Origin of the sequence: Sulfitobacter sp. R86518 (assembly GCF_042466275.1) — a bacterium.
Classification (GTDB): domain Bacteria; phylum Pseudomonadota; class Alphaproteobacteria; order Rhodobacterales; family Rhodobacteraceae; genus Sulfitobacter; species Sulfitobacter pontiacus.
Genome location: NZ_JAXHCA010000005.1, coordinates 1710142 through 1724389 on the forward strand (window position 1 = coordinate 1710142; position 14248 = coordinate 1724389).

The 14248-nt window shown below is 61.5% G+C and carries 14 protein-coding genes; 3 read left to right on the plus strand and 11 right to left on the minus strand.

The genetic code is table 11. The features are described 5' to 3' along the window. Nucleotides 1-88: 88 nt before the first annotated feature. Nucleotides 89-1831, minus strand: coding sequence for an arginine--tRNA ligase (gene argS / locus SJY36_RS09310; RefSeq protein WP_386174520.1), 1743 nt, complete (start codon nt 1829-1831; stop codon nt 89-91). Between the two features lie 63 nt (nt 1832-1894). Beyond that, the gene (locus SJY36_RS09315) at nt 1895-3037 is read right to left on the minus strand and encodes a deoxyguanosinetriphosphate triphosphohydrolase (protein WP_005853804.1); all 1143 of its coding nucleotides are present in this window, start codon (nt 3035-3037) and stop codon (nt 1895-1897) included. Between the two features lie 84 nt (nt 3038-3121). Here SJY36_RS09315 and SJY36_RS09320 point away from each other — a divergent pair, with 84 nt between their 5' ends. Continuing rightward, nucleotides 3122-3445, plus strand: coding sequence for an iron-sulfur cluster assembly accessory protein (locus SJY36_RS09320; RefSeq protein WP_009824761.1), 324 nt, complete (start codon nt 3122-3124; stop codon nt 3443-3445). Nucleotides 3446-3515: 70 nt separating this feature from the next. Here SJY36_RS09320 and SJY36_RS09325 read toward each other — a convergent pair whose 3' ends face one another. Both SJY36_RS09325 and SJY36_RS09330 read right to left on the minus strand, forming a co-directional pair. Further along, nucleotides 3516-4607, minus strand: a complete 1092-nt coding sequence (locus SJY36_RS09325; protein ID WP_386174523.1) for a DUF6902 family protein — start codon at nt 4605-4607, stop codon at nt 3516-3518. A 55-nt stretch (nt 4608-4662) separates the two neighbouring features. Beyond that, entirely contained in the window at nt 4663-4893 is a 231-nt protein-coding gene (locus tag SJY36_RS09330) for a hypothetical protein (protein ID WP_386174526.1), read from the minus strand. A 349-nt stretch (nt 4894-5242) separates the two neighbouring features. Between SJY36_RS09330 and xth the strand changes: the two genes are divergently transcribed. Continuing rightward, nucleotides 5243-6025 carry an exodeoxyribonuclease III gene (gene xth, locus SJY36_RS09335; protein WP_037944404.1) on the plus strand — a complete coding sequence of 261 codons (783 nt, stop codon included), beginning with the start codon at nt 5243-5245 and terminating at the stop codon, nt 6023-6025. Between the two features lie 26 nt (nt 6026-6051). On the opposite strand, the gene SJY36_RS09340 is transcribed toward xth, so the two are convergent. The 4 genes from SJY36_RS09340 to SJY36_RS09355 all read right to left on the minus strand — a co-directional run bounded on the left by SJY36_RS09340 (nt 6052) and on the right by SJY36_RS09355 (nt 8899). Next, complete coding sequence (locus SJY36_RS09340) at nt 6052-6636, minus strand: HNH endonuclease (RefSeq protein ID WP_005853809.1); 585 nt, start codon at nt 6634-6636, stop codon at nt 6052-6054. Between the two features lie 213 nt (nt 6637-6849). Next, a complete protein-coding gene (locus SJY36_RS09345; protein WP_005853810.1) occupies nt 6850-7515 on the minus strand; it encodes an alpha/beta hydrolase in 666 nt (221 codons plus the stop codon). Then, the gene (locus SJY36_RS09350) at nt 7512-8144 is read right to left on the minus strand and encodes a DNA-3-methyladenine glycosylase family protein (protein ID WP_386174529.1); all 633 of its coding nucleotides are present in this window, start codon (nt 8142-8144) and stop codon (nt 7512-7514) included. Before SJY36_RS09350 ends, SJY36_RS09345 begins: the two co-directional genes overlap by 4 nt. Next, nucleotides 8141-8899, minus strand: coding sequence for a precorrin-6A/cobalt-precorrin-6A reductase (locus tag SJY36_RS09355; protein ID WP_386174532.1), 759 nt, complete (start codon nt 8897-8899; stop codon nt 8141-8143). The genes SJY36_RS09350 and SJY36_RS09355 overlap by 4 nt, the downstream gene beginning before the upstream one ends. Before the next feature lie 75 nt (nt 8900-8974). Here SJY36_RS09355 and SJY36_RS09360 point away from each other — a divergent pair, with 75 nt between their 5' ends. Beyond that, nucleotides 8975-10198 (plus strand): MFS transporter, encoded by a 1224-nt coding sequence (locus SJY36_RS09360; protein WP_386176480.1) that lies wholly within the window; start codon nt 8975-8977, stop codon nt 10196-10198. Nucleotides 10199-10200: 2 nt separating this feature from the next. Here SJY36_RS09360 and SJY36_RS09365 read toward each other — a convergent pair whose 3' ends face one another. From SJY36_RS09365 to cysS, 3 genes are all read right to left on the minus strand, one after another. Next, a complete protein-coding gene (locus SJY36_RS09365; RefSeq protein WP_386174535.1) occupies nt 10201-10968 on the minus strand; it encodes a squalene/phytoene synthase family protein in 768 nt (255 codons plus the stop codon). A gap of 5 nt (nt 10969-10973) precedes the next feature. Further along, nucleotides 10974-12590, minus strand: a complete 1617-nt coding sequence (cimA, locus tag SJY36_RS09370) for a citramalate synthase (RefSeq protein WP_386174538.1) — start codon at nt 12588-12590, stop codon at nt 10974-10976. Between the two features lie 106 nt (nt 12591-12696). Continuing rightward, entirely contained in the window at nt 12697-14160 is a 1464-nt protein-coding gene (gene cysS, locus SJY36_RS09375) for a cysteine--tRNA ligase (RefSeq protein ID WP_386174541.1), read from the minus strand. Between the last annotated feature and the right edge of the window lie 88 nt (nt 14161-14248).

Genomic DNA, 14248 nt, shown 5'->3' on the forward strand with positions numbered 1-14248 from the left:
TGTAATCTGCCATTTCTGCCTCACTGCCCGCGTCAGATATCACCCGCGCGGGTCTGTTTTTTGAACCTGCCTGACCAGCAATGGTGCGTTATCGCATCTCTTCCGCTGGCTTGACCCCAAGAATACCAAGACCTGACGCAATTACAATCGCCGCGGCTTGGGCCAGCGCGATTTTTGACTGGGACAGGGCCGCATCATCCTGCAGGAAACGCAGTTCAGGCACGTCGTTGCCGCGGTTCCACAGCCCATGGAAATCGCCCGCCAGCTCGTAGAGATAAAAGGCGATCCGGTGCGGTTCGTTGCTGCGCGCAGCGGTCTCTACCATCCGGGGCCATTCGGCCAGCTTTTGCGCCAGTTTCAGCTCTGCTTCGTGGTCAAGCTGGCTCAGGTCGGCACGCTGCAAGGTTTCCATATCCGTGTCGACACCAGCCTCTGCCGCCTTGCGCAGGACAGAATGCACACGCGCATGGGCATATTGCACGTAGAACACCGGATTCTCGCGCGACTGTTCCAGCACCTTGGCAAAGTCAAAGTCCAGCATCGCGTCATTCTTGCGGGTCAACATGACAAAACGCGTCACATCAGGGCCCACCTGATCAACCACATCGCGCAGGGTGACGAATGTCCCTGCCCGTTTGGACATCTTGAATTCCTTGCCGTTCTTGAACAGCTTGACCAGCTGCGTCAGCTTGATGTCGAGCGTCACCGCCCCCTCGGACAGCGCCGAGACAGCGGCTTTCATCCGTTTGACATAGCCGCCGTGATCCGCGCCAAAGACATCGATCAGCATGTCAAAGCCACGCTGCACCTTGTCGTAATGATACGCGATATCGGGCGCGAAATAGGTCCAGCCGCCGTCGGACTTCATCACCGGACGGTCAACGTCATCGCCATGGGCGGTGGATTTGAACAGGGTCTGCTCGCGCGGCTCCCAGTCCTCGGGCTTCTTGCCTTTTGGCGGCTCAAGCACGCCCTCATAGATCAGCCCTTTGGCTTTCAGGTCATCAATCGCGGATTCGATCCGGCCCGTGCCATAAAGCGACTTTTCGGAATAAAACACATCCATCTCCACCCCGAGAGAGGCGAGATCATCGCGGATCAGCTTCATCATCTCGTCGGTGGCAAAGTTGCGCACCTCTTCAAGCCAGACGGATTCATCGGCGTCGATATAGGCGTCGCCCACCTTGTCTTTCAGCGCGGCCCCCACATCGATCAGATAGTCGCCGGGGTAGGTGCCTTCGGGAAAGGCGACCTCTTGGCCATGCGCCTCGAGATAGCGCAGATAGACAGAGCGCGCCAAAACATCGACCTGCGCGCCGCCGTCGTTAATGTAATATTCACGCGTGACATCGAAGCCGGCGAAATCCAGCAAGGACGCCAGCGCATCGCCAAAGACCGCACCGCGGGTGTGCCCCACATGCAGCGGCCCCGTCGGGTTGGCCGAGACATATTCGACGTTGACCCGTTTGCCCTGCCCCAGATCGCCGCGGCCATAGTCTGTGCCCTGCCCCAGAACGGCACCGACAACGCCCTGCCAGACCGCAGCACTCAGCCGCAGGTTCAAGAACCCCGGGCCCGCCACATCAGCCGCCGTGATCCGTGGATCCTCGGCCAGCTTTTCGGCCAGTTTCTCGGCGATATCGCGCGGTTTCATACGGGCCGGTTTCGCCAGCACCATCGCGGCATTGGTCGCCATATCCCCATGCGCCGCATCGCGCGGCGGCTCTACGGTGATGGCGTCAAAGCTCAGCCCCTCGGGCAGAAACCCGTCGGCAACCAGCGTATCAAGGGTGGACAGCACGAGGCTGCGGATATCGGCAAATAGGTTCATAACGGGGTTCCTTCGACTTGGCCCCGTGTATCACCTGAATATGCGCCCATAATCAAGGGCGGTTCAGCCTTTAACGATCAACCGCTCATGTTCCTGCAAAGCAAAGCGATCTGTCATCCCCGAGATATAGTCGCTGACGATCCGCGCAAGCGCCGTATCGCCGTCTGCATCCTCTACATCCTTGCGCCATTGCTTGGGCAATTGGTCCGTATGCGCGCAGAAATAGGGGAACAGATCCTCGACCACCTGCGTCACCTGCTTGCGCATGATCACCACGGATGGCGCGCGATACATGCGGTCGAACAGAAAGGCGCGGATGACCTTGAGATCCTGGAAAACCGGATCGGAGAACTGGATCAACGTGCGCCCGGCCATGCGAATATCGGTGGCGGTTTCTGGCTTCATCTCGGCCAGACGGTGCCGCGCGACGCTGATCACGTCCTCCACCAGCACGCCAAAGAAACGGCGCAGTGCCTCGTGACGGCGGCGATAGTAGTTCAGACCGGGATACAGCCTGTCAACTTCGGCGAAATTCTGCTTCAGGATCGGCAGTTCGGCCAGCTCGTCCGTCGAGAACAGCTCGGCCCGCAAACCGTCATGCAGGTCGTGGTGGTTATAGGCCACATCATCGGCAATCGCCGCTACCTGCGCCTCGGCACTGGCGAATGTCTCCAGCTCAAGGTCATGCTGACGCTCATAGGCCGCAAGTGCCCACGGCAGCTCTCCCGTCACCGGCCCGTTATGTTTGGCCAGCCCCTCCAGCGTGTCCCAAGTCAGGTTCAGCCCGTCGAAATCCGCGTAATGCCGCTCCAGATGGGTGACGATGCGGATGGCTTGGGCGTTGTGGTCAAACCCGCCATAGGGGGCCATCAAGGCTTCCAGCGCGTCCTCGCCCGTGTGACCAAAGGGCGGATGCCCCAGATCATGGGCCAGGGCGACCGCCTCTGTCAGCTCGGCATTCAGACCCAACGCACCGGCGATCGTACGCGCCACCTGCGCCACCTCGATCGAATGGGTCAGCCGCGTGCGATAGTAATCGCCCTCATGTTCGATAAAGACCTGCGTCTTGTGCTTGAGCCGCCGGAAGGCGCTGGCGTGGATGATCCGGTCGCGGTCCCGCTGAAAGCAGGAACGAAAGGTGCTTTCCTCTTCCGGTATCAACCGTCCCCGGGTCAACGCCGGATCAGAGGCAAAAGAAGCGCGCATAGTCGGTGGTCCTTGTGGCCTGTCCTGCGGGTTTCTATATTGTAAGACAACACAGATGGAAACCGATCACACCGGAGCCCGAAAATGAACCTGCCCCCCCAAGTTACCCCGCGCGCCTTTGACCGCCTTGCCGAAATCGGTGCCGCCGCAGAGGGCAAAGCCCTGCGCGTCGCCGTAGAGGGCGGCGGCTGCTCCGGCTTTCAGTACGACATCGCGCTGGATGATCCCAAAGACGATGACCTGATCCTTGAAGGGGCCGGCCAGAAAGTTGTGGTCGACAGCATCTCCCTGCCCTTTCTTGCCAATGCCGTCATCGACTTTTCCGAGGAATTGATCGGCGCGCGGTTCGTGATCGAAAACCCCAATGCCACCAGCGCCTGCGGCTGCGGCACGTCTTTCTCGATGTAACAGACACCCGCTTCATTTTGCCAAAGTAAACTCCCGCCGGAGGCTGGCCTCATGCCCGCATGAGGCCATTCTAGCGCCGCAGCTGCACCGCGGAGGGCATGGCCGGGATCGGTGCCCGCGCGAACCGCGCGAAAAACGCTTCAAATTGCGGGCAGGACGCCTCTGCCTCGGCCAGTACCTCTTGCGCCTCAGGGTCCAGCGCTCTCATGACCCGTCCACGCATAAGCGACCACTGCGCTTGCCGCGTCTCTCCCATGTCAAAAAGCGCCGCCGATAGCGCCTGCAGCGCACCGTTTGGCGGGGTATAGCGGATGGCCACAGCCCCTTGTGGCACCGGTTGGCAAAATGCCGCCCCTCCGGACATGTGCGCGGCCCAGCCGGTCACCAGATAGGCGTGATACCCGTCCACCGGTCCGCCCCCCTGCTGCGGTACGATCCGGCAGGCACGCGCAGCGGACTGAACCGCATCCTCCCACAGTGCAGGTGCCGCAGCGCCTGCAAACCGTAGCGCGGCACAAATCTCGGCCAGCAGATCCATATCCTGATCAAGATACGCCAGAATACCGGCAAAATTCAGGCTTCTGATCGCTGTCGCCGGCAGTTGGGGGTCGCTCTGGCCGTAGTCTGACAGATAGAAAACGATATGTGCCAGCTCATAGGATGCTTTCTTGTTAGGCAGCGCAAAGGTTTCGGATCGCGTGAAAAACCGGCGCAAGCGTGATTGCAGAGCGTCGTCGCGCGGCACGGACATCCGACGCGCCAGCAGGCGCTGCGCTTCGGCGCGTTGCAGGTCAGACAGTTCCCCATCCGCCAGCCGCATACGGGCGACCCGATGCACCAACCGCTCCCCCGCGTCGCCGGGCAAACCCAGATCCTCAAGGTCCAGCGCGAGAGACAGGAAAAATCGGTAGTACTGCGGAAAGAAGCGGATCGTCTCTTCGATGCGGTCATAGAAGGACGCATAGGGCACCAGAGCGTCTGGCGCGACAGGCATGTCCGCGCTTGCCAGAATTCCCAGCCATTCCGCGTTTTCCTTCAACCAGAACACATCCCCCGCACGGCGTCGCTGTACCGCAAACATACGGCTGATCGCGGCGCTATCGGCGTGTTTGCGACCGCTATTGCGCGCACGTACGGATGAAAGCGGTATAACATTCGACATAGGCCCCCCTTGGCAAGAAACCCCTGCGCCGGTTCCAGCGCAGGGTGTGTTTGGATTAGCAGCCGGTGGTAAACAAACCGGTAAGCATCCCAGTCGCCATGCCGCCTGCCTGCGGTCCCGACTGTAGCCCTGTGGTGAACAGCCCGGTGCCGTGGCCGCAATGGGGGTCTTGCCCTGCACGGATACAGCCGGTGGTATAAAGCCCTGTCCCCGCCCCCTGATGGAGCGATGCCGCCCCGGCGTGAACATTCGGGAAAGCAGTTTCGACGTAAGCAATAGCGGTCATGAGTTTTCCTTTTTGACGTGATTTTGAAATCGGCAACTAAACCTCAAGCTGCACTCCCTTCATCAATCACCACCTCAGGGCTTTGACCTAGGCGACAAAAAGATCGCATTTTAACGATGTAAATCATCCACATGCGCTGCGTCTTTGATCCGGTTGAAACCACGCGGCGATGCCGTGTTCTCCACAATAGCGACAATTGTAACGGAACGCTGGCAAAGCGCCCCGCGGCGGCGCACGCACTGTCGGCTCACCTTCGAATCGCGGGCGAAACATGCCCAAACCGGTGCAGCCCCCTTGCCCCATATTGCGGTATGCGCGATAGCTGCGGGGACCAATGCAGGGGGCCGCCATGAAAATCGCCACGTTCAACATTAACGGGATCAAAGCGCGGATCGACGCCCTGCCCCAATGGCTCGACGAAGCGCAGCCCGACGTCGCCATTCTGCAAGAGATCAAATCCGTCGACGAAGGCTTCCCGCGCGAGCTGTTCGAGGATCGCGGCTATAACGTGGAGACCCACGGGCAGAAATCCTTTAACGGCGTCGCGATCCTGTCAAAGCTCCCGCTTGAGGATGTGACCCGTGGCCTGCCCGGGGACGACAGCGACGAACAGGCGCGCTATATCGAGGCAACGGTCGTGGGTGATCATTCATCTGTGCGGCTTTGTGGGTTGTATCTGCCCAACGGCAACCCCGCGCCGGGCCCGAAGTACGATTACAAACTGGCGTGGATGCAGCGTCTTGAAGACCGTGCGCGCGCACTCTTGGCCGAGGAAACACCGTTTCTGCTGACGGGCGACTTCAACATCATCCCCCAGGCCGAAGACGCGGCAACGCCGGATGCCTGGCGGGAAGATGCGTTGTTTCGCCCGGAATCCCGCGCCGCCTGGCGACGCCTGCTGGCCCTTGGCCTGACAGAGGCGTTCCGCGCACGGACCCAAGGGCCGGGGCATTACAGCTTTTGGGATTATCAAGCAGGCGCGTGGAACCGCAACAACGGCATCCGTATCGACCATTTCCTGCTGAGCCCTGCCATCGCCGACAGCCTGCGCGACTGCCAGATCGACAAGGATGTACGCGGACGCGAGAAACCCTCCGATCACGTGCCCGTCTGGGTGGAGCTTGACCTCTAACGCGGACGCACAAGCGCGGCCCTAGATCACGCCTGAAGCTCGGCATCCCAATAAAGAAAATCCATCCAGCTATCATGCAGGTAGTTGGGCGGGAATTTCCGGCCCATATTGCGCAGGTCCTCGGCTTGCGGCTGGCGTGGTGGTTTGCGCAGCTGGAATCCGGTCTGGTGCAGCGCCTTGGACCCTTTTTTCAGATTGCACGGGCTACACGCCGCAACAACGTTCTGCCAGCTTGTGATACCGCCCGCCGCACGGGGCACCACGTGGTCAAAGGTCAGATCCCCCCGTGCACCGCAGTACTGGCAGCAGAATTCGTCCCTCAGAAATAAATTAAAGCGCGTGAAGGCCACGCGCTTTTGAGGTTTGACATAATCTTTGAGAACGACCACCGACGGGATGCGAATTTGCATCGACGGGCTGTGAACATAGTCGTCATATTCAGCGACGATATCCACCCGATCCAGCCATTTGGCCTTCACCGCTTCCTGCCAGGGCCACAGCGACAGCGGATAGTAGGACAAGGGCCTGTAATCCGCGTTCAGCACAAGGGCCGGTTTGTTTTTCAGCCCTGCCGGGCTTCGGGTGAATTCAGTTCTAAAGTCGCCGTCCATTGTTCGATAGCCCCTTGCCGTTCCGCGTCCGGTCCAGCGGGACAGCCCCGCTGATGCTTTCGACTATATCTCGTGGTTTGCGTCTGACAAGTCGCAAACGGGTACAAGATGTCGCAGAATGCGTAAGCTGATTACGTAACAGGCATGTGACGGAAACGGCCAATCCGGCCGGGGCCTTCCTGCGGGTCGCGCATGCGCCCGCAGGGGATGGGATCAAAGACCCAGTTTGTCGCGCATAAAGGCCAGCGCCACGCTCAGCCCGTCGGGGGCGATTCCGTGGCCTGTCCCCTTCATGATATGGGCGAAAACGTCCGTCCATCCGGCCTCTTGCAAGGTTTCGGCGGCCTGCGGCAGGGATTGCGGCGGGACAACATCATCGGCGTCGCCGTGCACCAGCAAGACCGGAGGGCGCACGACCGCTTCGTCTTTCAGGCTCTCGGGCGACAGCAAGCGCCCCGAAAACGCGACAACACCGGCCACAGCATCTTCGCGGCGCGGCGCGACATGCAGCGCCATCATCGTACCTTGGGAAAAGCCAAACAGCACGACCTGTTCGGGCAGCAGATCTTCGTCCACCATCAGCGCATCGAGAAAGGCGTTCAGGTCATCGACCGCCTGCATCATCCCGCGTTCGGCTTCTTCCTCAGAGGAATTATCGATCCAGGGGATCGGGAACCACTGGAACCCCATGGGCGCACCGGCACAGGCTTCGGGCGCATCGGGGGCCACGAACAGCGTGTCGGGCAGATGTTCCCCCAACGGGTCGGCAAGCCCCAGCAGATCGGCACCATTCGCGCCATAGCCATGCAGGAACACGACGGCAGACCGCGTTTCCCCCGAGACCGGTTCGCGGCGCTCTGCGTTTAGTACTCGTGTCATGAAATCCCTTCCCGTTGTTTTGCCACGCGGTAGTACGAAAACAGGATGCGGGCTGCAACCGATCGCCAGGGCGACCAGTCCTGCGCCATCTCCGCAAGCTGCTTTGGCTTTGGTCGCTGGGGCAGATCAAACAGGATTTTCGCGGCCTCTTGCAAGGCCAGATCGCCCTGCGGCAGGATATCGGCGCGGCCTAGCGAAAACATCGCATAGATCTGCGCCGTCCACAGCCCGACACCGGGCACCGCGGTCAGCGTCTCGATCACCACGGCATCAGGCGCGTCCCGCAACGCGGTATAGTCGATCCCGGCCTCGGCCAACGCCAACGCATAGCGGATTTTCTGGCGGCTCAGCCCCGCCGCGCGCAGACCTTCCTCGCCCGCGGCGAGTATCGCCGTCTCATGGGTCAGTCCCGCCGCATCCATCTTGGCACGCATGGCATTTGCCGACGCGACAGAGACTTGCTGGCTGATGATCGCCCCGATCAGCGCGTCAAACCCGTCCGCACGTAACCGCAGAGGCAAAGGGCCAGTAGCGGCCAAGGCGGTAGCAAACTGCGGCACATGCGCAGCGAGCCAATCCGCCCCTTCGGCGACATCCGCGTCGCCAGTGATAATCCGTCCGATGCTCATTCGGTGGTGCCCCCCGTTGTCAGCGTCTCGACCCAGTTGATCGCCGCATCCGGCGCGGCGACAACCTGCGCGCCGACGGGGGCCGCCGGCCGGTCAATGGCAATCACCCGCAGCCCCATCGCGCGCGCTGCGTCCAGTTTGGGGCGGCTTGGCACGCCACCGACGTTGCGCAGGACCAGCGTATCGATCTGCAAGGCGCGAAACAACGCCTCCTCCGCCGCCTGAGTGAAGGGGGGCTGGCCATAGACGGCTTCGGCAAAGGGGGGCAGCTTGGTTCGGGCCTGCGCGTTGGTCTGCCGCAGATAAAGCCGCGCGCCTGCGAAGGGGGCGTAATCCTCCACCGTCCCGCGCCCCGTCGCGGCAAAGACCCGTACTTTGGGTCGGATCATCCGTGCCGCTGCCGCGACCGACGCGGCCCGTTCAACCGGTGCCGAGATGTCCCACATGGGCCGCAGGACACGCAGATAAGGCAGCCCCAACCGCGCGGTGGCGTCAAAAGCGATCTGCGAAATATCCGCGTCAAACCCGTGTCCTGCGTCCAGCACCGCGGTAAACTCATGGGCGCGCAGGTAAGCTGCCATCTCATCCAGGTTGCCCGGCGACCAGATCTCGGACGGTACGGCCAGCGGGCCAAAGCTCCGCTCCGCCCGCCTTAACACCGCCCTTGCAGAGACGTCAGAGGCCGACATCGCAGCGGCGATCTCATGCGCTTCGGCGCTGCCAGCGATCAGCAGAATATGGGGGCCCTGGTTCATGGCGCGACCATCGTTGACCCCGCCGCCGGACGCAAGGCCCTTGCAGCCCCCCAAAGCCCGGTCTACGCATTCACCATGACAGTGATTGATGACACCCGCGCCAAGCGCAACGTCGCCGTGCTGGTGACCGCGCAGGCCTTTCTTGGCAGCCAGATGCCGATGTATTTTGTGGTCGGCGGATTGGCGGGGCAACAACTGTCGCCCAACGTCTGCCTCGCGACGCTACCGATCTCTATGATCGTCTTCGGGTCGATGACCACGGCCCCGTGGCTGTCGACGGTGATGCAACGCTTTGGCCGTCGCGCGGGCTTTGTGGCAGGCGCATTTGGCGGGATGATGGGGGCCGTGCTTTGTGCCTATGCCTTGACGATCCAGAGTTTCATGACCTTCCTGCTGGGCAGCTATCTGATCGGCATCTACATGTGCTCGCAAGGGTTTTTCCGCTTTGCAGCGACGGACACCGCATCTGACGCGTTCCGGCCAAAGGCGATTTCCTATGTCATGGCGGGCGGGCTGATCTCGGCCATCATCGGGCCGCAGCTGGTGGGGTTTCTGACCGGAGCAAACGGCGATGCGACGATGATGCGGTTTTTCCCGGTCTACCTCGCCGCGATTGCGCTGAACGCTGTGGGCATGGTGCTTTTCGCCTTCCTCAACATCCCCAAGCCGCCCGTGCCGGCAGTAGATGCCCCCAAGGGCCGCAGCCGGATGGAGCTTTTGAAGACCCCGCGCATCGCCGTCGCTGTGATCTGCGGCATGGTATCCTATGCGCTGATGAACCTTGTCATGACCTCGACCCCGCTGGCGGTTGTGGGCTGCGGCTATGACATCGTGGATGCGTCCCATGTGGTCACAGGCCATGTTCTGGCGATGTACGCGCCGTCGTTTTTCACCGGCCACCTGATCGCGAAATTCGGGGTCGAAAAGATCCTCGGCCTTGGCATCGCGATCCTTGCGGGGGCCGGTGTGGTCGCGCTGCAGGGGGTGGAGCTGAACAACTTCTACATCGCGCTGATCCTGCTGGGGATCGGCTGGAACTTCGGCTTTATCGGCGCGACATCCATGCTGGCCGGGGCCCATGAACCGCACGAGCGTGGCCGCATGCAAGGTCTGAACGATCTGCTGGTCTTTGGCGGGGTGACCTTTGCGTCGCTGTCAAGCGGCGGGCTGATGAACTGCTCGGGCGGCAACCCCGTCGAAGGCTGGGCCGCCGTCAATATCGCGATGATCCCGTTTCTGGTGCTGGCAGGCGGGTCGCTGATCTGGCTAATGCTGCGGCAACGTAGCGCGCGGGTCTAGCGCTACCAACGCCCCGACAAAGCCCGCCACGACAGGGCGAAATCATTCATCGGCGGCAGTTCTGCGGCGCTGACACGCCCGGGGGCGGCGATGGCCGCGCTCAGCACCTTGTCTGCCGCGCCGACGCTATACATCGCCGGTCGCGCGGCTTTCGAGATCTTGCCACGGTTGGCCCGCGCCTGTCGTAACCGCGCCCGTGCCTTTTGGGCCAGCGCCACAACGCCAGCGTCGGTGCCGTCCAACAACGGGACGCGCCCCTGCTCTACCAGCTGCGGGATCGCGTGCAGCCAAGCCGCCACCCCCGCCCCATAGGCCGCATCGCGCACCGTGGCCTCCTCCGCCGGTCCCAAAGACCGCGCGGCCACCCACATCAGATGGCCCGCGGTCTGGTCGATATAGGCGTCGAAATGGGCGGCATCTTCAAAGGCGTCGCGGTAGATATCCCACCGCCGCGCGGCGGCCAGCGTGTCCAGCAACACCGCGTCTTCGGGCGAGATAGCCAGTGCAAGGGGTGTCGCAACCTCGTGCCGCCGCACAACGCCACGGTTCGCGATCTCGACACAGACATCGCGCCACCACTGCAAACGCATCTCCGCGATCATGGTTTCCTGCGTCACCCAGGGCGCGCGCGCCACCTCGATATTAAAGGCATAAAGCGGGAACAACACACGGCGTGCGGGCACAAGGGCGGCCATGCTGGCGCGAAAGCGCAGCGGATCGGCACGCTCTATAATAGCCGCGCAGGCGCTTAGATCGGCATCAAATTCCATCGGTCCTATCCCTTGCGGTCGCGGATCAGCTTCCAGCGGATCGCGTCCAACAGCGCTTCGAAAGACGCATCGACGATGTTGGCCGACACACCCACAGTAGACCAGCGCCGCCCCTGCCCGTCTTCGCTGTCGATGATCACCCGCGTCACCGCCTCTGTGCCACCTTGCGTGATCCGCACCTTGAAATCCACCAGATGCATATCCTCCAGCAGCGCCGAGTACTGCCCCAGATCCTTGACCAGCGCCTTGCTGAGCGCGTTCACCGGCCCGCGGTCGCAGCCTTCGGCATCCATGCTCTCGCTCACCGACAGACGTTTCTCGCCATCAACTTTCACGACGACAACCGCTTCTGACAGGCTGACCATCTGGTCGTATTTGTTTTTGCGCCGCTCGACGGTCACACGATAGCGTTTTACCTCGAAGAGATCCGGCATCTGCCCCAGAGCCTTCCGCGCCAGCAGCTCAAAGCTGGCCTGAGCGGTGTCGTAGCTATAGCCTTCGGCCTCGCGCGCCTTCACCTCGTCAAGGATCTGCCCCAAGGCCGGATCCCCCTTGGCGATGGTCAAGCCCGCACTTTCCAGCCGCCGGCGCAAGTTTGACTGACCCGCCTGGTTCGACATGGGGATGATACGCGTGTTGCCGACCAGCGCGGGGTCGATGTGTTCATAGGTGGACGGGTCTTTCAGGATCGCGCTGGCATGCAGCCCCGCCTTATGCGCAAAGGCCGACGACCCGACAAAGGCCGCCTGTTTGGTCGGCACCCGGTTCAAGATCTCGTCCAGCGCACGGCTGATCTGGGTGAGGTTCGCCAGACCGTCTAGCGGGATTCCCGTGTCGAAACGGCCGGCGTAGGGTTCTTTCAGCAGCAGGATCGGGATCAGCGTGGTCAGGTTCGCATTGCCGCAACGTTCGCCCAAGCCGTTCAACGTGCCCTGTATCTGCCGCGCGCCCGCATCAATGGCGGCCAGCGAACAGGCGACCGCGTTTTCGGTGTCGTTATGGGTATGGATGCCCAGATGATCGCCGGGGATGCCTGCGGCGATAACCTCGGCTGTGATGCGCCCGATCTCGGCGGGCATGGTGCCGCCATTGGTATCACAAAGCACGATCCACCGCGCGCCAGCCTCATAGGCCGCCTTGATCGCGGTCAGCGCATAATCGGGATTGGCGCGGTAGCCGTCAAAGAAATGCTCTGCATCGAACAGCGCCTCGCGGCCCTGCGCCACCAGATGCGCGATGGATTTCGCGATATTATCCGTGTTCTCGTCCAGCGTAATCCCGAGCGCTGCCGAGACGTGAAAATCATGGGTCTTTCCCACCAAGCAGACCGTCCGCGTGCCCGCATTCATCACCGCCGCCAGCACATCATCGTTCTGCGCCGACATGCCGTTGCGCTTGGTCATGCCAAAGGCCGTCATCTTCGCCCGCGTGATCGGTGCCGCTTCGAAAAAGGCACTATCCGTCGGGTTCGCGCCGGGCCAGCCGCCCTCGATGTAATCCACCCCAAGCGTATCGAGCGCGGTCGCAATCGTGACCTTTTCCGCGGTCGAGAATTGCACCCCTTGGGTCTGCTGCCCGTCGCGCAAAGTCGTGTCATAGAGATAAAGGCGTTCGCGGGTCATCGCAGCGATCCCTCCTTCATTTTGCCAGATAAACTCCGGGGAGCGTGAGGGGCTGGCCCCTCACCCCCGCACGTCACACAAGCACCAGCGCTGGAGGCGACGCACATCACTTCAACACATCCAGCTTGGCAGGGTCGAAGTCTGGCCCCGGCATAATTTCTACGCCTTGTTTACTCATTCTCACTTCGGCTCCAGCATCTAGCAAAGCAGCCTTGAACGCATCGACCTGAGAAAAATCCTTGCTCTCCATGGCCTTCTGCCGCAGCTCGTCGAGTTGATTAGCCAAAGAGGCCAAAACCTCAGAGCCACCACTCCCGAAACTTGTCGTGTAGGCGGCACGTGCTTTCGCATCATCCTCCCGCGATTTGTCGCTAAGAAACCCTAGCCATCGCGCATGATCGAGCAGTTTTTGCGGCTGCGCGGTCAGAGCGTTCAAATAGGTCAGCGCGAGATGCGTATTCAGGTCGTCGGCAAGCGCGTCGATCAGTTTCTGATCGGGCTTAAAGGCGGCAGGGTCGCAAGGCTCTAAGTCTCGCGTCAGGTCCATCCACTTCCTCAACGTCTTCTCTGCCTCGTCCCGTTTCTTCTCGGTCCAGTCCATCGGCTTGCGGTAATGCGTGCTGAGCATGACGAAACGGATCACCTCTCCCGGAACGCCTTGATCCAGCAGATCGCGTACGGTGAAGAAGTTGCCAAGCGATTTGGACATCTTCTTGCCCTCGACCTGAAGCATCTCGTTATGCAGCCAGTAGCGCGCCATCTCGTCGGTGCCATTGGCGCAGCAGCTTTGGGCAATCTCGTCCTCGTGGTGCGGGAACTGCAGGTCCAGACCGCCGCCGTGGATGTCAAAGACGTGAGGTGCGCTCTTCGCCTCATCAGACAGACGGTCCTGACGCAGGGGCTCTTTCCACAGCAGCTCGTCCGCCATGGCGGAGCATTCGATGTGCCAGCCAGGGCGGCCTCGGCCCCAGGGGCTGTCCCACCCCGGCGTCGCGTCGTCCGACGGCTTCCAAAGCACGAAATCCATCGGGTTACGCTTGTAGGGCGCAACCTCGACCCGCGCGCCGGCGATCATATCGTCGATCGACCGGCCCGATAGCGCGCCATAGGCTTTGTAGCTTTCGACAGAGAACAGCACATGCCTCTCGGCGGCATAGGCGTGGCCCTTTGCAATCAGGTCTTCAATCATAGCCACCATCTGCGGAATATAAGCGGTGGCGCGTGGCATGTGGTCGGGCTCAAGCGCGCCGACTTCGGCCATATCGTCCAGAAACCACTGGGTTGTCTCGGCGGTAATCTCTCCGATAGACCGCCCGCTTTGCGCTGCGCGCGCGTTGATCTTGTCATCCACATCCGTGAAGTTGCGCACATAGGTCACATGGGCGTCGCCATAGACATGGCGCAGCAACCGGTTGAGCACGTCAAACACGATGACGGGGCGCGCATTGCCCAGATGGGCGCGGTCGTACACCGTCGGCCCACAGACATACATCCGCACGTTTTTATCATCAATCGGGGTGAAATCCTCGCGTTTGCGGGTTTTCGTGTTGTGCAGCTTGATCGTGGTCATGGCGCGTCCTTACGCAAGGATTGCGCGGGCATGGCACAGAAATCTCGGGAAGAAAACGATGTGAGCAAGCCCGCCGGAAGGTCTTAGC